The following is a 22,475-nucleotide window of genomic DNA, read 5'->3' on the forward strand; positions in this document are numbered from 1 at the left end:
TTATGTTAGATGCCAAGGCATTATCCGGACTACGCGTACTTGATCTATCCAGGGTAAGGGCAGGCCCGGCATGTGTACGGATCCTGGCCGACTTTGGTGCCGACGTCATCCGGATCGAGCCGCCTCCCGGCGTCGATCCCAACGAGGCCATGTTCGCCGCCGACCGCATGAGCGGCGACTTCCAGAATCTGAACCGCAACAAACGGTCCATGACGCTCAACCTGAAGTATCCGGAAGGCAGGAAGATTCTGTACAAGCTGGCCGAGACGGCTGACATCATCGTGGAAAACTGGCGGCCGGACGTGAAGGAACGGCTGGGCCTGAGCTACGACATCCTGAAGGATATTAATCCGCGCATCATTCTGGCCAGCATTTCGGGTTACGGCCAGTCCGGCCCCTACGAACGCCGTCCGGGGTTCGACCAGATCATCCAGGGGGTCAGCGGCCTGATGTCCGTAACCGGCGAAGCCGGCGGCCGGCCTATGCGCGCCGGCCTTGCCGTGGCGGACGTGGGCGCCGGCATGTACGCCGCCGTGGGCATCCTGATGGCGGTCATCGAGCGGGAACGCTCAGGCCAGGGACAATGGGTGCAGTCCTCGCTGCTCCACTCGCTGATTGCCATGCTCGACTTCCAGGCGGCCCGTTATCTCAATGACGGAGATATTCCCGTTGCCGTCGGCAACGACCATCCCACCAGCAGTCCCATGGGGGTCTACAAAGCAAGCGATGGCCTCTTCAACCTAGGCTCATCGGGTGAAGGGACATGGCAGCGGCTGTGCAAAATCATCGGAAGCGAACATCTGATCGGCATGCCTGAATTCGCCAACGAGCGCGCGCGCGTGCAGAACAGGGCGACACTCAACCAGGTACTGGACCCCATCTTCGCAAAGCACGGCGTGGACCACTGGGTTACCGCCCTGAATGAAGGCGGCGTCCCATGCGGCCCCGTCTATACCATGCCGCAGGTATTCGAAGACCCACAAGTCCAGCATCTTGGCGTGAGCAAGACAGTTCCGACCAGCGTGGGTGTCGACGTCACCGTCATTACCCAGCCCGTCAAGCTGTCCCGCACGCCGGCAGAGGTGGATTCCGGTGCGCCGCAGTGGGGGGAGCACACCGATTCCGTGCTTCGTGAAGCAGGCTTCTCGGACGACGACATCCGCGCGTTCGCGGAAAAGGGAGTCGTCTGATGGCCGCGATACACGGCGAGGTCATGGATGGCGTCGCCTGGCTCAAAGTCGACAACGCCTCGAAGCGCAATGCCATGACGCTGGCCATGTGGCGTGCCATCCCGCATTGGATGACGCAGTTCGAAGCAAACCCCGATGTACGCGTCGTGATGCTCACAGGCGCCGGCAATCAGGCCTTTATCTCGGGCGCGGACATCTCGGAGTTCGCCCAGGTACGCAGCACGCCTGAAGACGTAGAAGCATACGAAAGCGCCGTGCGCAGCGCCGAGACGGCAATCCGCGATAGCGCCCTGCCGACGGTGGCCGCCGTCAACGGCCTGTGTTACGGCGGCGGCCTGGGTCTGGCGGGCAGCTGCGACTTGCGCTATGCCGCCAGATCGGCCCGCTTCCGGATGCCCGCGGCCCGCCTCGGGCTGGGCTACGGCATGACGGGGGTGAAGGCGTTTCTGGAACTGCTGGGTCCCTCGTCGTTGAAAGAGGTGTTCTTCATGGGCGAACCGTTCGATGCGGAGCGGGCCCGGCAGATCGGTTTCGTGAACCAGGTGTTCGACGATGAAACGTTTGCCGAAGATGCTGCCCGGCTGGCCGAAACCATCGCCTCCAACGCGCCGCTGACCCTGCGGGCCTTGAAGCGAACGATCCGCGCGATCAATACGCCCGACGACGCCAGACAGCAAGAAGAGGCCCTGCAGGCCATCCAGGCCTGCTTCGACAGCGCTGATTACAAAGAAGGCCAGTTGGCCTTCGCACAGAAACGCAGGCCCGTTTTCCAGGGCCGTTGATCTCAATGCATACAACTAACTACTCAACACAGAGGTGACAACATGAACCATTGGAAGTTTCTTTCGGCGCTGAGCCTGCTGGCCGGACTCTGGGCGCCATCCGCCATGGCGGCCGAGCCCGTCGTTCTGAAGTTCTCGCACGAAGCGCCCGAGCAGCAGGCAAAGGGCCGCACAGCAAGCTATTTCGCTGAGAAAGTCGCCGAACTGAGCGGCGGCTCCCTGAAAATCGAAGTATTTCCCGGCGCGCAATTGATTCCCACCAAGGACGAAGTCCGGGCAGCCATGCGCGGGCAGGTCGACATCATCGCGCCGCAAACCAGCTACTTCGTTCCTTTCGATGATTCCTGGGATGTCTTCTACCTGCCCCTGCTGTTTGATAACGCGCTGCAGGGCATGGAAATCATCCAGGGCGAGCTTGGGCGCGAAATGCTTGGAACGCTCAGCCGGAACCGATTGCACGGCCTGGGCATCTGGCACGATGGCCCCGGCTTCCTGTTCACGCGTGAAACGCCGGTGACGAAGCCGGCAGACCTCGCGGGCCGCAAAATCCGCGTGTTTCCATCCGCTCCCCTCGAGGCGGGTGTCCGCGCCGCGAAGGGCATTCCCGTTTCCATGCCCGGACCGGACGTTTATCTGGGTTTGCAGCAGGGCCTGATCGAAGGCGTGATCTCCGCCGTGACGTTTGCGGCGCCCAGCCGTTGGTATGAGGTGACAAAAGCTGCCACGCGCATGACCATGTTCGTGGGCGGCTACGGCATCGTTATCAACGAGGCACGCTGGAAATCACTCAGCGACGAGCACAAGCGCGTCATCCAGGAAGCCATGGCGCTGTCCGAAAAATGGAACTTCAATCACGCGGTGGAAAACATCGCGGCTTCGGAGAAGCTGCTGACGGACAATGGCGTAACGATTGCGGACCTGACGGAAGAAGACCTGGCTGACTGGCGCGCTGCCATGAAACCGGTGTATGACGCCCAGCCTGACAGCATCAAGCAGCGCATCGCCCAAGTTGAAAAACTGAAATCCGCGCTCAAGAAGCCGAACTGAAACACGGGAGCTCTTCATGTTCGCTGCTCTGCATCGTCTTGGCCTTGCATGGGACAAAGTGGAACTCATGATCGGGGGGCTCTTCCTGACCCTCTCGGTCATGCTGATCGTCACTGAAATCGCAGGCCGCAGTCTGTTTGGGGTATCCATGGTGGGGGCCGACGAAATCGCTTCGTTCGCCGTCATCTGGAGCATCTTTTTCACGGCTTCGATTGCCGTCAAACGCAATCTCCACGTGCGCATCGATATCATCTTCAACGTCGTTCCGGCCCCGATCGGCCGCTGGCTGGACATCTTCGGCACACTGATGTCCTTCATGTTTGCCGCTTTCCTGATGTATTCGGGCGCGATGCTCGCTTACGAAAGCTGGTTCTTCGGCGAAATGACCATGACCATGCTGCGTCTGCCGCTGTGGATTCCTCAACTCATTCTGCCCATCGGCGGGTTTCTGCTTGCCTTGCGTCTTTTACAGCGGGTGATTCACCTGCTGAGGATTTCCCCCGAGCAACTGAAACGCGAGTCAGCCAATTTACCCATCGATCAACTGCCCTAACGAGACATCATGTTTGCAACCTTCTCAGCGTTGGCGGCCGGGCTTGTCGGAGGGATGCCAGTGGCATTCGCCCTCGGCGCTTGCGGCCTGGTTTACCTGTTCACCCAGAATGCATCGCCCGACGCTTTGGCGTCTCAATTGTTCGGTTCGCTGAACTCATCCGGCCTGCTGGCCATTCCCTTCTTCATTCTTGCCGCCGAGATCATGAGCCGCAGCGGCGCGACCATGCGCTTGATCGCGCTGATCGACACGTTCTTGCGCCATACGCGCGGCGGGCTTCTGGCCATCGCAGTCATTGCGACAGCCATGTTCGCCTCCATTTGCGGCAGTTCGGTGGCCACCGCGGCGGCCATCGGCACCGTAATGATCCCCGAAATGGTAAAGCGCGGCTACGACCGCACGCTTTGCGTGGGATTGATCGCGAGCGCGGGCGGCCTGGGCATTCTTCTGCCGCCCAGCGTGCCGCTCGTCGTCTATGGCATGGTGACAGAAAGCTCTATTGCAAAATTGTTCGCCGCGGGCGCGGCCGTGGGCATAGCCCTGACGATATGCCTGGTCATCGTTGCCTACTGGTACGGGATACGCTCCGGCGTACCACCCCTGCCCAAAGCCACGGCTGCAGAGCGGTGGGCGGCATTCAAGGCCGCTTTCGGCGTCCTGCTTTCGCCCATCATCGTGCTTGGCGGCATCTACAGCGGCCTGTTCACGCCCATGGAGGCCGCGGCGGTAAGTTGCGTCTACGCCTTGCTCCTGGCCTTCGTATATGGTCAAAAGCTGCGCCAGATCTTGGCCACGCTGACCGATGCCGCCACGACCTCATCGATCATCATGCTGATTCTGGCAGGCGCCCAGCTCTTCGGCTACGCCATGACCAATGAGCGCGTCCCGCACATCATGTTTGACTATGTGACCAGCCTTGACCTGACCCAGGCCGGCTTCTTCTTGGGCATCATGCTGTTCTTCCTGGTGATCGGCATGTTTCTCGAGGTGATATCCGTCATCCTCATCACCATGCCCATCCTGCTTCCCATGCTGGCCGGCTTTGAGATCAACCCCATTTTCTTTGGCATCTTCGTCATCCTGAACATGGAAATCGCCGTCATCACCCCGCCGATCGGCCTGAATCTATTTGCGATCAGCGCCATCAGCAATGTGCCGGTCATGCGCGTTTTCAAAGGTTGCATCCCTTTCGTCCTCCTGCTGGCCGTCTTCATGGTAGGCATGGTGTTCATACCCGGTGTTCCAGAGCTGTTCAATGCCTTCTGACGACAAGGACAAAACCATGGCGCGCCCCCGTTATGCCGTCAATCACTATCTTTGTCCCCCGCAAGTAAGGCTGGACTCATTTGCGCAAGAGGTGGCCGAGGCGGGTTTCGATGGAATCGGCCTGACCGAGGCCGCCTTGGCGGGCGCCAGCGTGCCATCGCTGCGCCGCGTGCTGAATGGATGCGGCCTAAAGGTGTCTTCGATCAATACCGCAGGGTTCTTTCTCTCGGCCGATGCGGGTCAGGCGCAGCGTAATGACCGCCTGCTGGACATCGCGTCGGAACTGGATGCCGGCGTGCTGAACATCATTATCGGCGCCGCCGACGAAACAGTACCGCTGGACATCGCCCGCCGCCAGGCGCAGGATGCCCTGGCAGGGTTTGCTCAGAAGGCGGCCGACTATGGTGTACAACTGGTGCTGGAGCCGCTGTGGATTGCCAACGCTTTCACCAAAAGCTGTGTTCACAGTATTTCCCAAACCGAACGGATTTTTTCCAAGATTCCCGGCCTGAAGCTGAATCTGGATTACTACCACCTGTGGGCCGATCCGGATCTTGCCCGCACGCTGTGCGGCCAGGGCTGCGACGTGGGTCTATTGCAAATCTGCGACGTGGACTGGCGCGGCGCGCCGAACCTCGCAGTGCGCGCACCGCTGGGGCAGGGCAGGCTGTCTGTGCTCGCCCAGCTCGAGTCGCTCGGATGGCAGCCCGGAAAGTGCACGCTGGAACTGGAACTCTTCATCGACCAACTTCCGGGCCAAGACTATGCTGCGTTGATCCATGCAGCAGCCCGTCAACTGAAACTCAAATAGGACAAAACATGGCGATAGCACTGTCTTCCGATGACGTGAAACTCTATTACGAAACCACCGGCGAAGGGGAACCCATTGTCTTCGTCCACGAGTTTGCCGGCAACATGCGTAGCTGGGAGCTGCAAGTGCGCCATTTCAGCCGCCGTTACCGATGCATCACTTTCAACGCCCGCGGCTATCCGCCTTCTGAAGTGCCAGAGGCGGTGTCGGCGTACTCTCAAGCGCAGGCAGTACGCGACATCATTGCCGTCATGGACGCGGCGCATGTAGAGAAAGCGCATATTGTCGGACTGTCCATGGGCGGCTTTGCGGCACTTCACCTGGGCTTGAATTTCCCTGAACGCGCCTTGTCGCTTTGCGTAGCCGGAGCCGGATACGGTGCGGAGCCTGACCGCCGCCACCAGTTCCGGCAGGAATCGGAGGCGAGCGCAGACGTCCTGCTGTCCCAAGGCATGGAGGCGTTCGCCCTGCGCTATACACAAGGGCCGACACGACAGCCATTCAAGCACTCGGATCCGCGCGGCTACGAGGAGTTCGTCAACATGATGAAGACGCATTCCGCACTGGGCTCCGCAAACACCCAATTAGGCGTGCAGCGCGAACGTCCCTCGCTGTATGAGCTGGGTGACGCACTGGCGAAACTGCAAGTGCCCACCCTGATCCTCAACGGAGATGAAGACTGGCCCTGCCTTGCCCCGGGCCTGATGCTGAAGCGGGCCATTCCTTCTGCCGCCTTGTCCATCATTCCGAACTGCGGACACACCATCAACCTTGAGGCGGCAGACGAATTCAACCGCGTCGTAGGCGGCTTCATGGCCTACGCGGCCAGCGGACGCTGGCCCATGCGCGACCCGGCTACGATGGCCGACACCATTACCGGCATGGAGCAGGCGCGGAAATGACTATTTTGATTACAGGCGGAACGGGCTTCGTTGGGCTCGCAATACTTGAAGAGCTTCTATCCAAGGGGCTTTCCGTTGTGACTTATGGGCCTGCGCCCATACCGGCGGGAGCACAGCCCTATCTTCAGGGTCTGGGCGGCCGCGTCAGTTGCGAAATCGGCGACGTGTGCGACCGGGCCGCCCTGCGTGCCGCCATGCAGCGGCACCACATCACGAAAGTGATCCATGGCGCGGCAATCACCGCTGGCCCCGAACGCGAACGAAACCAGCCGCACCCGGTCATCCAGGTTAACTTGATCGGAACACTGGAAGTCTTGGAAGCCGCCATGGCCCATGGCGTGCAGCGCATTGTGCAACTAGGCACCGGGTCAGTCTACGGGGACAGGGTCAAGCGCAGCGGCAAGCTCGATCCGGAACACGACCTTCCGGTGCCTGACTCCCTTTACGGCATCACCAAGTATGCCGCCGAACGGCTAGCATGCCGATACCGCAGCATGAACGGCCTGAACGTTGTCGTCGCCCGCCTGGGCGTCGTATTCGGACGTTGGGAACACGACACCGGCGTACGCGACACGCTGAGCCTGGCCTACCACTTGGTGCGACTCGCCCAACAGCGGGAACATGCCAGCCTGGCGCCCGTTCTTCCCAACGACTGGATCTACTCGCGCGATGTGGCAAAAGCCGTGGCCCTGCTGCTTGAAGCCCCGTCCCTGCAACACGATGTCTACCAGATCGCAACCGGTCAGCCTTGGTCGGCAACGCATTGGTGCGAATTGCTTGCGCGGCGTTTCCCTGGCTTTACCTTCGACACGGCCGTCGATGCCGCCCACGCCAATGTTGGCCGCTTGACGCCCTCTCCCCGCGCGCCGTTCTCGATCGAACGGCTGGAAAGCGAATTGGGCTACGCCCCTGCGTTCAATGCCGAAACCGCTTTGGACGACTATCTGGGCTGGCTCGACGCCGGCCTTCTGTCCCGCGCCTGACCCTGTTTTTTTGAGCATCACGAGAGTAGACATGAAGCCTGCTGCATTATCGCGCCCTGAGCACGGCAAGGGTTTGTTATTAGGCTTGGTGGGGGTAGTGATCTTCGCTACCTCTCTCCCGATGACGCGGCTGGCCGTGGGCGACGCGGCCGAGCCGCAGCTGTCCCCGCAGTTCGTCACGGCCGGCCGGGCCGCCCTGGCGGGCCTGCTGAGCCTTGTTTACCTGATCGCTATTCGGTGCAAGCCGCCCCCCAGGGAGCTGTGGGCCTGCATGTTCGTCAGCGGCCTGGGAACCGTCGTCGGATTTCCAATGCTCCTGGCGCTCGCGCTTCGAGATTTGCACGCCATGCATGCTGCAGTGGTGATAGGCATTCTCCCCCTGGCCACGGCCGTATGCGGCAGTCTCTACTTCAGGCAGCGGCCCTCCCTGCAGTTCTGGGCCTGCGCGCTGGCCGGCAGCCTGCTCGTTGTCGCTTTCGCCATCTACAAAGGCGGGGGCAGCATTTCGTCGGGTAACTGGCTGCTGCTGGCCGCCGTGTTCTCCGCGGCAATCGGCTATATCGCCGGCGCGCGCGCATCCGCCGTCATTCCTGCCGCTCAGGTCATCTGCTGGATACTGGTCATGGCGCTGGCGCCCATGCTGGCCGCATGCATTTTTTACTGGCCGCCTACCCATGCTACGTGGCAAGCCTGGAGCGGGGTCGTGTATCTGGGTGTTTTCCCCATGTGGCTGGGCTTCTTTGCCTGGTACCGGGGCCTGGTGCTTGGCGGGGCCGTGCGCGTCAGCCAGGTTCAGCTTGTGCAACCGTTCATCGCCCTGCTGTGTGCGGTGCCCATTGCCGGAGAAAGCCTGGACACCGCAACCATCTTGTTCTCTTTATCGGTCATTGCCGTTGTCTACCTGGGCAAGAAAGCCCCGGTAAACTGAGTTCACGATCAGTCCACGCTGATGTTGGCTTCCTTGACCACGCGGCTCCACTTTTCGTTCTCCGCCTTTACAAACGCTGTGGTCTGGTCGGATGCAAGGTCCAGGGTATCCACAGCCATCTCTGCCAAACGCGCCTTGTAGGCAGGGTCTGCGATGATCTTGGCGTGCAGCGCGCGCAGCGTGCCCTTGATGTCTTCCGGCGTATCGGAATGAACGGCAAGCCCCCACCAGGTACTGGACTGGATGCCTGCATAGCCCAGTTCCGCAAAGGTGGGAACGTCAGGAAGCAGTGCAAGACGCTGCGTATGCGCTACGGCCAAGGGCCGCAATCGGCCGTCGGTGATCAGCGACTTAAGCGTCGTCATATCGTTCACCGTCATATCGACATCCCCAGAGACCAACGCCAATGTGGCCGCACTCCCGCCCTTGAAGGGAATATGCAGCAGGTCGGTGCCCGTCTCCAGGCGAAACAGCTCCGCTCCCATCTGCACAATGGTGCCGATGCCCGAGGAAGCGAAGGTGTACTGGCCTGGGTCCTTCTTGGCCAGTGCAACGAGCTCGGCGATGTCCTTGGCCGGAAAGCTCGAACGTACCGCCAAGACATGCGGCGCGTTGGCGATCAACCCCAGCACACTGAAGTCCTTGTCGAAATCGTAGGGAACATTCTTCATGATGAGCTGATTGATGACAACCGTGCTCGTCGTGCCGAACAGCAAGGTGTATCCATCCGGCTTCGCCTGGGCAACCGCCCGCGTGCCGATCGTGCCACCCGCCCCAGCCGGATTCTCTACGACAACCGGCTTGCCCGTCAGCGTGCTCAGGTGTTGCGCATAAAGGCGCGCGACAATATCGGCCGGCCCGCCCGCCGGGAAAGGGACCACCAAAGACATGGCGCGCTCCGGGTACCCCGCGGCACTGCCCTGCACGGGTGCGACAGACAGTACGCTGCCGATCAGCGCCGCAGCCGCCCAAGCCGAGCCGCGGCAAGGTCTGCGCAAAAATTGCTGTGCAGAATGTATAAGAGAGAATGACTTCATGTTGCCTCCGATGGGTTCTTGATTTGACGATTTGATTTTTGATTCAGCGCCCGAATCGCGCGGTGATCCGATGCCGGCTGGAATGGCCGGGCGTCCAGATACAGCGAGCGAAGTTTCCTGGTTGGGCGATAAAGCCGCCTTTATGCAGGCTATGGGAAAGACGGTTGAACCCGGCCTCGTCCACGGCGGGTCCGGTCGACCAGATGCCGGCACGCAGATATCGCGCGGTCGCCGCCCTTAGCAGAGCGGGCGCAAGCCCGGGAAAATACGGTTCGCAGGTTTCAGAGATAGCTTCCGTATTGCACTGCATCCAGGCCTGTGTGCGCGCCATCGCCCGAGACACTGCGGAGAATGCCTCGGCATGGCGTTGCACAGCTGCCCGAGTGGCAATGAAAGTGGTATAGAGGGTGGGGCCCCGGCCAGCGGCGTCATACAGCACACCGTAGGCATCATCCTCAAGCGCCTGGCTTACGAACGGTTCGAAAACTTGCACGACGTCGACCGCTCCGGAGCGCAATGCTTGAAGCTGCGCTTCCTGCGTCTTGTCCTGCGTAACTGAAGCCAGCGACTTGACGTCCACACCAGCCTCCTCCAGGTCGGCTTGCAGGCACAGCCAGGGCGTCGGCACCTCTTTGGTCACGGCAAGCCGCAGGGCGGGAAGCTCTGCAAGACTCATCGACGCGCATTCCCTTCGGCTGACGAGAGAGAAAGGATCTTTACTCACGACTTGGCAAAAACCAATCAAAGATCGCTCCGACCCAGGCTCACTATCGTGATCCTTCATGATGCGCATGGGGCCGCCCCAGCTCAGATCGGCTTCACCCCGCTTCAGGAGTTCAATGGCGCCACCCGGTACATTCGCGTCTATCCACTCGATCTCTATCCCTTCCTCTTCAGCGAAACGCAGCACCCTGAGCAGGTAGAACGGGGTATAGAAGACCGCGCGGAAGTTTTCGACTATTTTTAATTTCATTGCGCACCTGTCCAGGCTATCTGCCCGCCTCTAAAAGCCTTTCAGGTGAAATGGCTGGATTATTCTGGCATCGAGAAATAAATATATATTTATCTATCTTATGTGTTTTTAAATAGACTGTAAATACATTTCATATTCTATCTATTCAATTTTTCCCGAACGACCACTACGGCTGGTACAGCCTTTTTCATTGCATATTTTTGTATGCAATAATATGCAGAACAGACAGCCGCCTGCTTCCGCGGTCTTTGCCCGCAACCGGCAGCGACTCATTTTTGCCCCCGGACGTTCCAGCCCATGCCCATCTCCAAGAAAAACACACAGTTCTTCGCTGCATACAACGAAATCAAGCGACGCATTATGTCGGGCGATTTCGCGGCAGACGATCGCCTGCGGGAAATCGATGTTGCCAATCACCTGGGGCTGGGCCGCACACCCGTTCGTGAAGCGCTCAAGCGGCTTGAAGACGAAGGCCTGCTCACCCATGAACCGCGCCGTGGGCTGGTCGTCACCAGAATCGACCAGCGCGGTGTGACGGAGCTGTATTCCATGCGCGAAGTGCTTGAAGGCGCAGCAGCCGAGTTCGCCGCCAGGCATGCGACCGATGCCGAGATCGACAACATGGCAGCCATTCTGGAAGACGAGCATCATCCAGACATGGATGCCGTCGCGCTGAATCTGGCATTTCACAACGCGATCTACACCGCCGCGCACAATCGCCACCTGATCCGGTCCCTTAACGCGCTCACCGATACAACGTATCTGCTGGGCCGCAGCACGCTAGCTACCGAAAAGCGGGCGGCCCTTGCCCTCCGGGAACATGCATCCATTCTGGCGGCGATCCGCGCGCGGGACCCGCAAGCGGCGGGCGACGCGGCCCGGCATCACATACGGCAGGCCTATTTAGAGCGGCTGCGCATGCTGCGGGAAGTAAACACTCACATTGAACAGGAACTCACATGACATCGTATTTTGAAACCAGGCCGATAGGCACGAACCCGGGCGGAATCAGCCGCCGCGGTTTCCTTAAAGCAGGCGGCATCGGCGCCATGATGCTGGCGTCAGGCATGCAGACAGCCTTTGCCGCATCCGCATATCCCGCACGCCCCATCAGCGTCATCGTTCCTTATTCGCCCGGCGGGCAAGGCGATCTGTTCGCCCGGATACTCTCTGAACCGCTGGCCGCCCTGCTGGGCCAAAGCGTCGTGGTCGAAAACCGCCCTGGCGCAACCGGCATGCTGGGTACCCGCAACGTGATCCGATCCGGCGCCGACGGCTACACCGCGCTCCTGGGTCAAACCGGCGAGATCGCCATCATCCCGTCGGCCAACAAGGATGCCGGGTACGACACCTTAAACGACCTTCAACCCGTCGCACTGGTGGGCGACTCGCCGCTAGTCATCATTGCGCCGGCCAAGGCCAGCTTCAGCACACCGGCCGAACTGGTCAGCCAGGCCAAAGACCGTCAGGGCGGACTGGCCTACGCATCGTCGGGCACCGCCACGCCCGGCCACCTGGCCGCGGCAGCCATGACTCTGGAGACCCAAACAGACATGGTGCATGTTCCCTACAAGGGCGCCGGCCAGGCCATGACCGACGTCATCGGCGGGCAAGTTGATTTCTTCTTTTCCAGCGCCTCAGCGGCCATGCCTCATATCAAGGCGGGAACGGTCAAGGCCATTGCGGTTGCATCCCTTGAGCGGATGGGCGCGCTGCCAGACGTCCCCACGTTGAACGAAACCATTGTGCCGGGCTTTAACTACAGTCTCTGGGGCGGGTACTTTTTACCCAAGAAGACACCCGCCGACATCGTCCAGCGCTTGAACCAGGACGTCAATGCGTTATTGGCCAGGCCGGAAATCCGGGAACGCCTGGAGGCCGACGGCGCCGCAGTCAGGCAAAACTCATCCGACGAATTCCTGCAGTTTGTCGAGCAGGAGATCGCCAAGTACCGCAAGGTCATCGACACTCTCGGCATCAAGATTGGTTAACCCTTAGCGGAGCAACAGCAGCATGAAAATCATCGTCCTACCTGGCGACGGCATCGGCCCCGAAACAATGGCCGCAACGGTCAGCGTCCTGGAAGCCGCCTCCTCGCGATACAAGCTGGGCCTGGAACTTGAAACCGACCTGGCCGGGCTCGACAGCCTGAAGCGCCATGGCGCCACAGTCACGCCCGCCCTGCTTGAAAAAGTCAAGAAGGCTGACGGGCTGATGTTGGGCCCGATGTCTACTTTCGACATGAAGGACGAATCGAAAGGGGAAATCAATCCCTCCAAATTCTTCCGCAAGTCCCTGGACCTGTACGCCAACATCCGGCCTTCGCGCACCTACCCGGGCATGCCGGCACGCCTTGGCGAATTCGACCTGGTGGTGGTCCGCGAAAACACAGAAGGCTTCTATTCCGACCGCAACGTCGAGTCCGGTTCTAGCGAAATGCTGATTACGCCCGATGTGGCCATCTCGCTGCGCCGCATCACGCGCCCATGCTGCGAACGCATCGCCCGCGCGGCATTCGAGCTGGCCATGACCCGCAACAAGCATGTCAGCATTGTCCACAAGGCCAATGTCCTGAAGATTGCCGACGGCATGTTCATCGATATTTGCCACGAGGTCGGCCGTGAGTTCCCGCAAGTGAAGGTCGATGACTTCATCGTCGATGCCATGATGGCTCACGTGGTCCGGGCGCCGCAGCGTTTCGATGTGATCGTGACCACCAATATGTTCGGCGACATTCTGTCCGACCTGACCGCGGAGCTCTCGGGCAGCCTGGGCCTGGGCGGCTCGCTCAACGCGGGCGACCAGTACGCCATGGGGCAGGCGGCGCACGGTTCCGCGCCGGACATCGCCGGCCAGGACATTGCCAATCCTTTCTCGCTGGTGCTTTCGGCCGCCATGCTGCTGGCCTGGCATGCCCGAAAAACCGGCCAAGCCCAGTACCAGACAGCGGCGGACGCGATTTTCAACGGCGTGGCCGCGGCGATCGAGTCCAAGGAAGCCACACGCGACGTCGGCGGCACCCTGGGCACCGCGGAAACCGGACGGCTGCTGTCCAAACGCATCGCACAGGAACACTGATGGCGGCGATTCCTGCACATGCGTGTGACTGCCACGTTCATGTCGTGGGAGACTCACAGCGCTATCCCATGCTGCCAGACCGGCCCTATACCGCCGGCCCCGCCTCGATAGCCGATTTGCGCGCCCATCTGGCGCGTATCGGCTTCGAGCGCGCAGTCATCATTCAGCCAAGCTTTTATGGTGTCGACAACCAATGCCTGCTTGACGCGCTCCATGAAATGGAAGGAAACGCCCGCGGCATCGCCGTTGCAGCCCCTTCTGTTTCCGACAGCGAACTCAAGAAAATGGATGAGGCCGGCGTGCGGGGCCTCAGGCTCAACCTCGAAAGCACAGGCTTGCGCGACGCCGCCAGCCTGAAAACCACGCTGCAAAAATGGGCCTCGCGCATCGCCGGCCTGGGCTGGCATCTGCAAGTGTATGCCGCCTACCCGGTGCTCAAGCCGTGCCTGCCCTGGCTCGGCGCGCTACCCGTTCCCGTCGTCATCGATCACTTCGGACTGGTTCCGCTGAACAGCATGGATTCGGAGCGGGATGCCGCCGCGCTGGCGCAGGCCCTGAGCGACGGCGATCTATATGTAAAGCTTTCGGGCGCTTATCGCATTCCGGGCGGAACACCCGAAGGGGTCGCTCAGCTGGCGCAAATCCTGGTCACGGCCCAGGCCGACAAGCTGGTATGGGCCAGCGATTGGCCGCACACCAACCGGGAGCCCGGCAAAGCATCCACGCAAGTCAGCCGGTTTCGCGACGTCAGCGCCGCGCAGTTGCTGGATGAGATCGCACAATGGCTGCATGGCACCGATGCGGCACGCAAAATTCTGTCGGACAATCCGGCGCGGCTATATCGGTTTTGAGGGCGCTGCGGCGATTTCTTCCAGCGGCTGCTGTAGTTGTGAAATACGCACGAGCGGCGCTCGCAGGATGAACAAGGGCTCAACCCTGTCCAATCAATTGACGGTAGGTCGCCAGCTTTTGCTGGTAAGCAGGCCCATGCGTGTCGGGGGTCTGCTCGCCCTGCCACACCCCCTGCAGCCCTGCCGCTCGCCAAGCGGCGGCATCGGCGGCAACTTCCTCGCGTGTCGGCGTGCGCTCCGGCGCTTGCGCCATACCGCCCTGCGAGTCCTTGCGCAAGACCCATTGCTGATCGAGAGCACGCTTTGAGCGGTAGGCTGCGCTAAAGGTATCAGGCGTCTGTTCGCCCGCATGCTCCTGCGCCAGGCCGGCATCGCGCCAGGCCGCATAATCCGCAAGAACAGCAGAGCGGTCCAGCGTGCTCTTTGCCGGCGCGCCATAATCGCCGGCTTCGCCGTTGTAGATGAACGCGTGCTTGCCCGCGTTATCCGCCGCCTGAGTCAGGCTAGCGCCCTGGGCCGCCGAGGCGGCGGCAACGACGCCGAAAGTGAGGGTGAGAAGGGTGGATTTCATATGCATGATAAGTCCTTGATGAAGTCAAAAGATAAAAACGGAAGATCGAATCCTGATGCTTTCGAACCTGCGTCAAGAGCCGCTCCGTCAGGCAAATACTATTGATCCGCCAACGCTTGCGGTAGATAGGCAAAGGGTTCCACTGTGTTGTCTTTCGCGCATCAATCGCGGCAGCGTCGTGTCATAGCAGGCAGGCCTGCGCCGGCCAGCGCATCCACCTGGCCCATAGACAAATCCCCAGGCCAGGAAATACTATGCAGTTCGACCCACATCCCCAGCGCAAGGCGGTCTTACCCATGGACGACGATGCACAGACTTTCAACCAGCTCCGGCCGCGATTGCAGAAAATCGCCTATCGAATGCTGGGGTCGGTCGCCGAAGCTGAAGACGTCGTGCAGGATGCCTGGCTGCGCTGGGATGCCGCCGCGCGGCAGCGCATAGACAACCCGGAAGCCTGGCTCGTCACGGTCACCACCCGGCTGGCCATAGACCGGCTGCGCGCCGCCAAGGCGCAAAGGGAACACTACAGCGGGATATGGCTGCCCGAACCCCAGATGACTGACTTGCCGCCCACGCCTGAAGAAGTCAGCGAACGGGCCGACGATGTGTCGATGGCCTATCTGATACTGCTCGAACGGCTGACGCCTGAAGCGCGCGCAGCCTTTCTCTTGCGTGAAGTGTTTGATGCCGACTATGGCCAGATTGCCGAAGTGACGGGCAAGACACAGGCGGCATGCCGCCAATTGGTGAGCCGGGCAAAAGCGCAGCTGCGCGACGAGCGGCCGCGCTTTGCCGTATCGCCCGAGAAACATCACCACCTGCTGCAGGCATTTTCACAAGTGCTTGAGCGCGGCGACTTTGCCGGCATCCACGCATTCCTGGCTGAGGACGCCGTGCTGATGGGCGATGGCGGCGGCCGGGTAAGCAGCTTTCCGAAACCGATGGTCGGCGGCAGGCGCATTGCCCAGCTGTTCTTCGCCGCATCGCTGCGTTACAAGCGTGCGCTGCACATTGAGCTGGCCATACTCAATGAACAGTGGGCGCTGCTGCGCTTCATCGAAGGCGCGCTGGAGTCTGCGCAATTGTTCGACATCGATGATGGACGCATCACCCATATCTACGTTCAACGCAACCCCGACAAACTGGCCCGCATCGCCGCGGCATACCAGAACCGCCAAGGCCGCCCTCCAGGCTCACGCGCCCATCATGCTGCTGTTTGATGCGTATCAGGCAACACAGTGAGCCCCTCGGCATGACTACCGCGCAACACCGCTCTTCCCTACGATGACGACATACGGCCTTTCGCCGTGATCAGTGCCCCCACAAACCAGGGCGCTGTCCTTATCATCATCTGGAGCCATCATGACACAGCGCATCAACTACATTCAGCAGTCACCCGAGCTGTTCAAGAAATTCATGGAGTTCAGCAACACCCTGAAGAGCAGCGCCATAGAAGAATCTATTCGCGATCTTGTTTCAATCCGTGCCTCACAATTGAACGGCTGCGGATTTTGCCTGGATATGCATGTAAAAGAAGCCCATCTTCACGGCGAACGGGCGCTGCGGCTTCATCACGTGGCTACGTGGCGCGAATCAACGCTCTTTGCGCCGCGTGAACGCGCGGCCCTGGCCTGGGCCGAGGCGCTGACCCAACTGCCCGAACACGGCGTGCCGGACGAAATCTACGAACGCGTGCGGACCCAGTTGAACGAAAAAGAACTGTCCGACCTGACATTCGAGCTCATGGCCATCAATGGATGGAACCGCGCCAATGTCGCCTTCAAGACGGTGCCAGGCTCGGCCGACAAAGCATTTGGCCTGGACAAAGCCAACCTCGCCTGAACGGCGCCGTACCGCCAGTCGTCCGACGGGCCGGGCCCGGCCAATCGGGCCGCTTTTTAAGGGTTTCATTATGTTTAGCCTAAGACAAGCTGCATTCGTTTTCCTGACCGTCGCAGGCGTGCTGGCCAACGTGGCCCAGGCCGCGCCGCCCCAGGCCATCGTCACCGAGGTCATGACTGAACCGCTGGAGGATTATCCCGGCAAGGAAGCGCTGATGATCACGGTCGACTATCCTCCAGGCGCCGTCGATCCGGTCCACCGGCACCATGCGCACAGCTTCGTGTACGTACTGGAGGGCGCTATCGTGATGCAGGTCCAGGGCGGCCGGGAAGTCACGCTGACGCCTGGACAAAGCTTCTATGAAAGGCCCAACGACTTGCACACGGTCGGACGCAACGCGAGCCAAACCGAACCGGCTAAGTTCCTGGTCGTCTTGCTGAAGGACCAGAACGTGCCTTTTTTCATCCCGGAGCACTAGCCCCAGGCCGATGAAAACGTAACAGTTGGTAAAAAAACGGCGTGCTGTGTCACGCGCCGCCGTATCCGCACGTCTAGCTGAGTATGGATACGACCAATCATTCCCCCGGGGCGGCCGACGCGCTTGCCAGCAGCTTTGTCACCAGTTATGCGGGTGTTGTTGCCTTCCTGGCCGTGGCCGACGAAGGCAGCTTTTCCCGTGCCAGCGATCGCCTGGGCATAGGCCGATCCGCCGTCAGCCGAAGCGTACAGAAGCTCGAGGCGCAACTGGATGCCCGCCTGTTCCACCGCACGACACGCAGCACATCACTGACCCGCGAGGGCGAGCTGTTCTATGAAAACTGCCAGCCTGGCGTGACGCGCATCGTTCAGGCGCTGGAAGACATGCGCGAACTGCGCAACGGCCCCCCAAGGGGCCATCTGCGCATCCACTCGACGCCCGGTTTCGGCCGCAACGTGGTCGCCCCGCTGCTGCCGGGCTTTCATGCGCAATACCCCGATATCACGCTGGAGCTGGTGCTGGATGACCGCCCTGCGGATTTCACGGCGGACCGCATCGATGTCTCTTTTCGGGACGGCCGGATGGAAGACTGCGATATCGTGGCGCGGCAACTGATACCGATGCAGATGATTGTGTGCGCTTCGCCCGCATACGCCCAGGCCAAGGGCCTGCCGCGCCAGATAGACGACCTGGCCCGGCACCACTGCATCAACTTTCGTACCGCCTCCGGGCGCGCGCGGGAATGGGAACTGAAGGTCGATGGCTTGACCCAAAGGCGTTTACCTCCCGCCCAGCATACCTTCAATGATATGGACCTGATCCTGCAGGCCGTACTGCACGATCAGGGCATCGCACAGCTTCCCGCCTACCTGGTGTGCGATCTTCTCCGGAGCCAGAAGCTGGTCGCCTGCCTTGCCCAGCACGCACCCGACGACGGCGGCCACTACCTATGCTACCTGAGCCGTAAACAGCTTCCCGCCAGAATCCGCGTATTCGTTGATCACGTTACCGAACAAACCCGCTCTCTTGATCTGCAATGCCTGACCACCCTGGGCCATTCCGCGGCCTGATGGCCGCGGCATTGGTGCGCTTGGTGCAACACCGTGGGGACCTGCGCGGCGCTACCGCAAGCAAAGGCTCGACCCTACAATTTTTCCTACACACACCACCATCAGGAGCATGTCATGAAAATCGTTGTCATTGGAGGCACCGGGCTCATCGGAAGCAAAGTCGTCAACCATCTTGAAACGCAAGGACACCAGGTCATTGCGGCCGCTCCCGCAACGGGCATCAACACCATCACGGGCGAAGGCCTGGCGCAAGCCATGGCCGGCACAGATGTCGTCGTAGACCTGGCCAACTCCCCTTCGTTCGCGGACCAGGACGTCCTGGAGTTCTTCGAAACATCGGGCCGCAATCTGTTCGCCGCCGAAATTGCAGCCGGGGTCCGGCATCACGTCGCCCTGTCTGTCGTCGGCACCGACCGTCTGGCGCAAAGCGGCTATTTCCGCGGCAAGATCGCGCAGGAAAAGCGCATACGCGAATCGGGCGTCCCTTACACCATTGTCCACTCCACCCAGTTCTTCGAGTTCCTGGGGGGCATTGCGCAGTCGGGCAGCTCGGGAGACAGCATCCGGATATCCCCGGCATTTTTCCAGCCGATTTCTTCGGATGACGTCGCCGCCGCCGTAACAGACTATGCGGTCGGCGAGCCCCGCAATGGGATCGTGGAAATTGCCGGCCCCGAGCGGGTAAGACTGTCTGATCTGGTGCAGCGCTACCTGGCGGCAAGTTCGGATTCACGCAGCGTGATAGAAGACGAACACGCCCCCTACTTCGGCGCGCAGCTCAAGCACGACACCCTGATGCCAGGCGCCAACCCTCGCCTGGGCACCCTGAATTTCGATACCTGGTTCGCCCAGTCGCAAGCATCGAGGTAAACGGCAGGCGCAGACTATCATGGTCACATTACACCCACCGCCCTTATCCCTGCTGGAGCGATACCGCGGGCGCGATACACAAACGCTTTATTCAACCACCGTCACCGTGACGGGCGGCGATGCCGGCCATGGACGCGCATCGGGCGTCGCCCGGTCCGATGATGGCAACTTGGACGTCCACCTGCGCCTGCCCCAGGCGCTGGGCGGACCAGGCGGAGGCACCAACCCGGAGCAACTGTTCGCGGCCGGGTACGCCGCCTGTTTTCACGGCGCCCTGAGCCTGCTCGCCGCGCGAGAGGGAATCCCGATTCCGGGCAGCTCGGTAGAGGTCAAGGTCGACTTCAGCCGCGACCCCATGGATGGCCTGTTCGTTCTGACCGCGCATACACGGATCCGCTTGCCGGGCATAGAAAAATCCGTGGCCGAAGAGCTGATCCGCAATACCGAGCGCTTCTGCCCGTACACGAAGATGGCCAGGCAGGGCATCACGAACATTGTCGCGCTCGTGCCCGCGGACGCGGCAGGCGAGTCCAAATGACACGTCCGTCATAGCGCAAGTCACAGATCAATCAGAGCATCACCCCCCTTCCTTCTTGAGCAGCATCATGACCCCATTCAACGACCAAGTAGTACTGGTGACCGGCGGCGGCGCCGGCATCGGCCTTTCCGCGGCATCAAAGTTCGCCGAACAGGGCGCCCAAGCAGTCATCACCGGACGCCGGCAGGAAGCGCTGCAGCACGCTGCGCGCACGGCCCCTCGCATCGATTACATCGTGGCGGACGCTGGCAACCCCGCCGACGCCGCGCGCACCATCGGCGAGGTCATCCATCGCTATGGCCGCCTGGATGTGCTGGTCAACAATGCCGGCGCCGGCGCCATCCTGCCTTTGTCTGACGCCGGTTTCGACCGGATCAGCGAAATCTTTTCCATCAACGTCTTCGGACCGTCGCTGCTGGCCAGCGCCGCGCTGTCTTACTTGAAGCAATCCGCCGGCAACATCATCAATGTGTCGAGCACCTTCGGGCACAAGGCCGCCGGAATGCTATCGCATTACGCAGCCAGCAAAGCAGCGCTCGAGCACATGACAAGATGCTGGGCGCTTGAACTGGCCTCCGACGGCATACGCGTGAACGCTGTGGCCGCAGGCCCCACCGAAACTGACTTCCTGTCAGAGCGAATGAAACTGTCGGACGAGCAGATCGAAAGCGTCAAAGCACAGGAACGCGCACGCATTCCGCTCGGCCGGCGCGGACACCCCGCAGAGGTTGCCGACTGGATTGTTTCGCTCGCCTCGCCCCAGGCGGCATGGATCACCGGCCAGGTCATCACTGTGGATGGCGGCCTGAACGCGACCTGACCCGGGCAAGCCGCCCCGGCAGTATCATAGGTGGCGGCGCAAACAAAGTCCGAGTGAGGCAACTGTGAAAATACTGGTCAATATTGATGTCCCGGAGCTTGGCCCCGCAATCGATTTCTACAGCGCGGCTTTATCACTGAATCTACACCGCACTATCGATGAAGATGTGGCAGAACTGACTGGCGCATCGTCCACCCTCTATCTTCTGCGTAAAGCAGCAGGTTCACATCCGGCAAGCAGCCATGTTCAGGGGCGGCAATACACACGGCACTGGACACCGGTTCACATTGATTTTGTCGTGGACGATATAGAGGAAGCCGCGAAGCGCGCCATTCATGCCGGCGCGCTTCAGGAAAGCGAGTGCGTTGAGTGGCAAGGCTCAAAATGCATCAGCTTTTCGGACCCCTTCGGCCATGGCTTTTGCCTTATCGAGTTCACCGGCGAAACTTACCGCGACTAAGCCGCTTAAGGTTGCTCCCGCACAGATCCTGACCACGAGCCGGACGCTTGGCTGCTGCTCAGGACAGCGCTTTCCCAAGAAGCAATTCGTCGCGCAGGTCGGTCAGGATTCTGCAGAACACGGCCGCAGGCAGCGAGGTCGTGGGAGAATCAGGCCCGTGCCCGGTATCGTGAATCAGCGTCAGCCCATCCGTGGAGGCCAGCACTGTCCGCAACCCGACAGACTGCTCGATACGCGCACGGATCGCCCGCTCGATCAGCCGATGGTGCTCAGTGGAACCGTAGGAAATGCATGCACCGGCCCAGTATGCACCGCTACGATCCGCTTGGTCGCCCAGGTTCTTGGCATCCCACGCGCTAGACTGGAACGCCTGGTCCCTTCGTGGATCGCCCTCCGGAAACTTGATACCTTGGATGAACCCTTCCACCGAGGCAAACAAGGTACCATCCAGCACAAAGGGAGAAAGGGGAAAGTTCGATAGCGCCACGCCGCGCCAGTCCGTCGAGGTACTGGAAACGTTCAGACTGGAATGGGTTGTCTGCATTGCATCACCTTATGACAATTAACAAAGCCTCTAGGGTACACATATGTCAGCATTATCGGCGGGCATCCCCAGACAGCGGAGCGCACAGGGAAAAAGCCTCTTGAATGGCTTGCCGGCCATGGGGCGTGACTGTTATAGCGCGACTTCCTGCGATACGCCGAATCCAGCCGTTCTCGAGATAGCATTGGAACAGCGCAGCCCCGAGGGCACCGCCAATATGATGGCGTCTTTCGCTCCAATCCAGGCACGTGCGGCAAAACATTCGCCGTGTTCCCCGGCTCGATGCGCGCTGGCGAGCAGCATCCAGATCTACGTCCAGCGATCGCAAGAACCTATCGCCCTCGTCGGTCAGTACACCACCGTCGCTTGAAAGCTCAATGCGTCCGGAATCGATAAGGCTCTCAGCAATCTCCACCGCCAGTTGGCCTGCCAAATGATCATAGCAGCTGCGGGCATAGCGCATCGCTTTGTCGCGCGGGCCTGTGACAGGCGCGTGACTGCGCACGGGCATGCCCGGTTTGTCCGGGTCAGTCGCCAGAGCCATGATGCTCTCGATCATTTGGGCGACAGCCGGCGAGGCCAAGCGGTGGTACCGATGCCGCCCTTGACACTGCCTGACGACCAGGCCTGCATTGACCAACAGGCCGAGGTGGCCGCTGGCGGTCTGGGGCGTAATGCTGGCGACACGAGCCAGTTCTGTTGCTGTCAGCGCGCGTCCGTCCATCAATGCAGCCAGCATGCTGGCGCGAGCGATATCTCCAACCAAAGAGGCGGTTTGAGCAATGGAAGAGACACTGACCATGGCAACTCCTGGAATGTATCCCGATTCTAACAACAGCATGCCGCTCCATGATACGGCCTGCACCGTAGCATCCGGCATC

At 60.8% G+C, this 22,475-nt stretch carries 26 protein-coding genes; 21 read left to right on the forward strand and 5 right to left on the reverse strand.

All coding sequences use genetic code 11. The annotated features are described in order from the left end of the window. The first annotated feature begins 2 nt into the window (after nt 1-2). From RE432_RS02965 to RE432_RS03005, 9 genes are read left to right on the forward strand one after another with little or no spacing between them, the layout of a single operon-like run. Nucleotides 3-1,190 (forward strand): CoA transferase, encoded by a 1,188-nt coding sequence (locus RE432_RS02965; protein ID WP_310931724.1) that lies wholly within the window; start codon nt 3-5, stop codon nt 1,188-1,190. Continuing rightward, nucleotides 1,190-1,972 carry an enoyl-CoA hydratase gene (locus RE432_RS02970; RefSeq protein ID WP_310931725.1) on the forward strand — a complete coding sequence of 261 codons (783 nt, stop codon included), beginning with the start codon at nt 1,190-1,192 and terminating at the stop codon, nt 1,970-1,972. The genes RE432_RS02965 and RE432_RS02970 overlap by 1 nt, the downstream gene beginning before the upstream one ends. 42 nt (nt 1,973-2,014) lie before the next feature. Continuing rightward, the gene (dctP, locus tag RE432_RS02975; RefSeq protein WP_310931726.1) at nt 2,015-3,019 is read left to right on the forward strand and encodes a TRAP transporter substrate-binding protein DctP; all 1,005 of its coding nucleotides are present in this window, start codon (nt 2,015-2,017) and stop codon (nt 3,017-3,019) included. A gap of 16 nt (nt 3,020-3,035) precedes the next feature. Continuing rightward, nucleotides 3,036-3,572 carry a TRAP transporter small permease gene (locus RE432_RS02980; protein ID WP_310931727.1) on the forward strand — a complete coding sequence of 179 codons (537 nt, stop codon included), beginning with the start codon at nt 3,036-3,038 and terminating at the stop codon, nt 3,570-3,572. Between the two features lie 9 nt (nt 3,573-3,581). Then, a complete protein-coding gene (locus RE432_RS02985) occupies nt 3,582-4,838 on the forward strand; it encodes a TRAP transporter large permease (RefSeq protein ID WP_310931728.1) in 1,257 nt (418 codons plus the stop codon). Next, a complete protein-coding gene (locus RE432_RS02990; protein ID WP_310931729.1) occupies nt 4,828-5,649 on the forward strand; it encodes a sugar phosphate isomerase/epimerase family protein in 822 nt (273 codons plus the stop codon). The genes RE432_RS02985 and RE432_RS02990 overlap by 11 nt, the downstream gene beginning before the upstream one ends. Nucleotides 5,650-5,657: 8 nt before the next feature. Beyond that, nucleotides 5,658-6,551 (forward strand): alpha/beta hydrolase, encoded by an 894-nt coding sequence (locus RE432_RS02995; protein ID WP_310931730.1) that lies wholly within the window; start codon nt 5,658-5,660, stop codon nt 6,549-6,551. Further along, the gene (locus tag RE432_RS03000) at nt 6,548-7,534 is read left to right on the forward strand and encodes an NAD(P)-dependent oxidoreductase (RefSeq protein ID WP_310931731.1); all 987 of its coding nucleotides are present in this window, start codon (nt 6,548-6,550) and stop codon (nt 7,532-7,534) included. Before RE432_RS02995 ends, RE432_RS03000 begins: the two co-directional genes overlap by 4 nt. Before the next feature lie 31 nt (nt 7,535-7,565). Beyond that, a complete protein-coding gene (locus RE432_RS03005; RefSeq protein ID WP_310931732.1) occupies nt 7,566-8,462 on the forward strand; it encodes a DMT family transporter in 897 nt (298 codons plus the stop codon). Nucleotides 8,463-8,470: 8 nt separating this feature from the next. Here RE432_RS03005 and RE432_RS03010 read toward each other — a convergent pair whose 3' ends face one another. Both RE432_RS03010 and RE432_RS03015 read right to left on the reverse strand, forming a co-directional pair. After that, on the reverse strand, nt 8,471-9,352 hold the full coding sequence (locus RE432_RS03010; RefSeq protein ID WP_310931733.1) for a tripartite tricarboxylate transporter substrate binding protein: 882 nt from the start codon (nt 9,350-9,352) through the stop codon (nt 8,471-8,473). A 190-nt stretch (nt 9,353-9,542) separates the two neighbouring features. Further along, a complete protein-coding gene (locus RE432_RS03015; RefSeq protein WP_310931734.1) occupies nt 9,543-10,472 on the reverse strand; it encodes an ABC transporter substrate-binding protein in 930 nt (309 codons plus the stop codon). A 297-nt stretch (nt 10,473-10,769) separates the two neighbouring features. On the opposite strand from RE432_RS03015, the gene RE432_RS03020 reads away from it, so the two are divergent. From RE432_RS03020 to RE432_RS03035, 4 genes are read left to right on the forward strand one after another with little or no spacing between them, the layout of a single operon-like run. Then, nucleotides 10,770-11,435 (forward strand): GntR family transcriptional regulator, encoded by a 666-nt coding sequence (locus RE432_RS03020; protein WP_310931735.1) that lies wholly within the window; start codon nt 10,770-10,772, stop codon nt 11,433-11,435. Further along, a complete protein-coding gene (locus RE432_RS03025; protein ID WP_310931736.1) occupies nt 11,432-12,463 on the forward strand; it encodes a tripartite tricarboxylate transporter substrate binding protein in 1,032 nt (343 codons plus the stop codon). Before RE432_RS03020 ends, RE432_RS03025 begins: the two co-directional genes overlap by 4 nt. A 22-nt stretch (nt 12,464-12,485) precedes the next feature. Then, entirely contained in the window at nt 12,486-13,550 is a 1,065-nt protein-coding gene (locus RE432_RS03030; RefSeq protein ID WP_310931737.1) for an isocitrate/isopropylmalate family dehydrogenase, read from the forward strand. Continuing rightward, on the forward strand, nt 13,550-14,401 hold the full coding sequence (locus RE432_RS03035) for an amidohydrolase family protein (protein ID WP_310931738.1): 852 nt from the start codon (nt 13,550-13,552) through the stop codon (nt 14,399-14,401). Before RE432_RS03030 ends, RE432_RS03035 begins: the two co-directional genes overlap by 1 nt. Before the next feature lie 79 nt (nt 14,402-14,480). On the opposite strand, the gene RE432_RS03040 is transcribed toward RE432_RS03035, so the two are convergent. Continuing rightward, nucleotides 14,481-14,972, reverse strand: coding sequence for a hypothetical protein (locus RE432_RS03040; RefSeq protein WP_310931739.1), 492 nt, complete (start codon nt 14,970-14,972; stop codon nt 14,481-14,483). 296 nt (nt 14,973-15,268) lie between these two features. On the opposite strand from RE432_RS03040, the gene RE432_RS03045 reads away from it, so the two are divergent. The 8 genes from RE432_RS03045 to RE432_RS03080 all read left to right on the forward strand — a co-directional run bounded on the left by RE432_RS03045 (nt 15,269) and on the right by RE432_RS03080 (nt 21,050). After that, nucleotides 15,269-16,192, forward strand: a complete 924-nt coding sequence (locus RE432_RS03045) for an RNA polymerase sigma-70 factor (RefSeq protein ID WP_310933008.1) — start codon at nt 15,269-15,271, stop codon at nt 16,190-16,192. Between the two features lie 142 nt (nt 16,193-16,334). Further along, a complete protein-coding gene (locus tag RE432_RS03050; RefSeq protein ID WP_310931740.1) occupies nt 16,335-16,814 on the forward strand; it encodes a carboxymuconolactone decarboxylase family protein in 480 nt (159 codons plus the stop codon). 70 nt (nt 16,815-16,884) lie between these two features. Then, complete coding sequence (locus RE432_RS03055; RefSeq protein ID WP_310931741.1) at nt 16,885-17,292, forward strand: cupin domain-containing protein; 408 nt, start codon at nt 16,885-16,887, stop codon at nt 17,290-17,292. 83 nt (nt 17,293-17,375) lie between these two features. Next, complete coding sequence (locus RE432_RS03060) at nt 17,376-18,362, forward strand: LysR substrate-binding domain-containing protein (protein WP_310931742.1); 987 nt, start codon at nt 17,376-17,378, stop codon at nt 18,360-18,362. A 114-nt stretch (nt 18,363-18,476) separates the two neighbouring features. Further along, entirely contained in the window at nt 18,477-19,232 is a 756-nt protein-coding gene (locus tag RE432_RS03065) for an SDR family oxidoreductase (protein WP_310931743.1), read from the forward strand. A 19-nt stretch (nt 19,233-19,251) separates the two neighbouring features. Next, on the forward strand, nt 19,252-19,770 hold the full coding sequence (locus tag RE432_RS03070; protein WP_310931744.1) for an Ohr family peroxiredoxin: 519 nt from the start codon (nt 19,252-19,254) through the stop codon (nt 19,768-19,770). 67 nt (nt 19,771-19,837) lie between these two features. Further along, a complete protein-coding gene (locus RE432_RS03075; RefSeq protein WP_310931745.1) occupies nt 19,838-20,590 on the forward strand; it encodes an SDR family oxidoreductase in 753 nt (250 codons plus the stop codon). A 64-nt stretch (nt 20,591-20,654) separates the two neighbouring features. After that, nucleotides 20,655-21,050, forward strand: coding sequence for a VOC family protein (locus tag RE432_RS03080; protein WP_310931746.1), 396 nt, complete (start codon nt 20,655-20,657; stop codon nt 21,048-21,050). A 58-nt stretch (nt 21,051-21,108) separates the two neighbouring features. On the opposite strand, the gene RE432_RS03085 is transcribed toward RE432_RS03080, so the two are convergent. After that, complete coding sequence (locus RE432_RS03085) at nt 21,109-21,594, reverse strand: hypothetical protein (RefSeq protein WP_310931747.1); 486 nt, start codon at nt 21,592-21,594, stop codon at nt 21,109-21,111. Between the two features lie 52 nt (nt 21,595-21,646). After that, a complete protein-coding gene (locus tag RE432_RS03090; protein ID WP_310931748.1) occupies nt 21,647-22,435 on the reverse strand; it encodes a winged helix-turn-helix domain-containing protein in 789 nt (262 codons plus the stop codon). Nucleotides 22,436-22,475: the final 40 nt, after the last annotated feature.

Source organism: Pusillimonas sp. SM2304, assembly GCF_031628915.1.
GTDB lineage: Bacteria > Pseudomonadota > Gammaproteobacteria > Burkholderiales > Burkholderiaceae_B > Pusillimonas_C.

Coding starts and splice junctions, on each gene's coding strand:
- RE432_RS02980 (WP_310931727.1), top strand. CDS start 3,036: ATGTTCGCTGCTCTGCATCGTCTTGGCCTTGCATGGGACAAAGTGGAA.
- RE432_RS03055 (WP_310931741.1), top strand. CDS start 16,885: ATGTTTAGCCTAAGACAAGCTGCATTCGTTTTCCTGACCGTCGCAGGC.
- RE432_RS03030 (WP_310931737.1), top strand. CDS start 12,486: ATGAAAATCATCGTCCTACCTGGCGACGGCATCGGCCCCGAAACAATG.
- RE432_RS03050 (WP_310931740.1), top strand. CDS start 16,335: ATGACACAGCGCATCAACTACATTCAGCAGTCACCCGAGCTGTTCAAG.
- RE432_RS03035 (WP_310931738.1), top strand. CDS start 13,550: ATGGCGGCGATTCCTGCACATGCGTGTGACTGCCACGTTCATGTCGTG.
- RE432_RS03010 (WP_310931733.1), bottom strand. CDS start 9,352: ATGTCTTTGGTGGTCCCTTTCCCGGCGGGCGGGCCGGCCGATATTGTC.
- dctP (WP_310931726.1), top strand. CDS start 2,015: ATGAACCATTGGAAGTTTCTTTCGGCGCTGAGCCTGCTGGCCGGACTC.
- RE432_RS03040 (WP_310931739.1), bottom strand. CDS start 14,972: ATGAAATCCACCCTTCTCACCCTCACTTTCGGCGTCGTTGCCGCCGCC.
- RE432_RS03000 (WP_310931731.1), top strand. CDS start 6,548: ATGACTATTTTGATTACAGGCGGAACGGGCTTCGTTGGGCTCGCAATA.
- RE432_RS03075 (WP_310931745.1), top strand. CDS start 19,838: ATGACCCCATTCAACGACCAAGTAGTACTGGTGACCGGCGGCGGCGCC.
- RE432_RS03045 (WP_310933008.1), top strand. CDS start 15,269: ATGGACGACGATGCACAGACTTTCAACCAGCTCCGGCCGCGATTGCAG.
- RE432_RS02970 (WP_310931725.1), top strand. CDS start 1,190: ATGGCCGCGATACACGGCGAGGTCATGGATGGCGTCGCCTGGCTCAAA.
- RE432_RS03060 (WP_310931742.1), top strand. CDS start 17,376: ATGGATACGACCAATCATTCCCCCGGGGCGGCCGACGCGCTTGCCAGC.
- RE432_RS03005 (WP_310931732.1), top strand. CDS start 7,566: ATGAAGCCTGCTGCATTATCGCGCCCTGAGCACGGCAAGGGTTTGTTA.
- RE432_RS03015 (WP_310931734.1), bottom strand. CDS start 10,472: ATGAAATTAAAAATAGTCGAAAACTTCCGCGCGGTCTTCTATACCCCG.
- RE432_RS02985 (WP_310931728.1), top strand. CDS start 3,582: ATGTTTGCAACCTTCTCAGCGTTGGCGGCCGGGCTTGTCGGAGGGATG.
- RE432_RS03065 (WP_310931743.1), top strand. CDS start 18,477: ATGAAAATCGTTGTCATTGGAGGCACCGGGCTCATCGGAAGCAAAGTC.
- RE432_RS03025 (WP_310931736.1), top strand. CDS start 11,432: ATGACATCGTATTTTGAAACCAGGCCGATAGGCACGAACCCGGGCGGA.
- RE432_RS03020 (WP_310931735.1), top strand. CDS start 10,770: ATGCCCATCTCCAAGAAAAACACACAGTTCTTCGCTGCATACAACGAA.
- RE432_RS03085 (WP_310931747.1), bottom strand. CDS start 21,594: ATGCAGACAACCCATTCCAGTCTGAACGTTTCCAGTACCTCGACGGAC.
- RE432_RS02995 (WP_310931730.1), top strand. CDS start 5,658: ATGGCGATAGCACTGTCTTCCGATGACGTGAAACTCTATTACGAAACC.
- RE432_RS03070 (WP_310931744.1), top strand. CDS start 19,252: ATGGTCACATTACACCCACCGCCCTTATCCCTGCTGGAGCGATACCGC.
- RE432_RS02965 (WP_310931724.1), top strand. CDS start 3: ATGTTAGATGCCAAGGCATTATCCGGACTACGCGTACTTGATCTATCC.
- RE432_RS02990 (WP_310931729.1), top strand. CDS start 4,828: ATGCCTTCTGACGACAAGGACAAAACCATGGCGCGCCCCCGTTATGCC.
- RE432_RS03090 (WP_310931748.1), bottom strand. CDS start 22,435: ATGCTGTTGTTAGAATCGGGATACATTCCAGGAGTTGCCATGGTCAGT.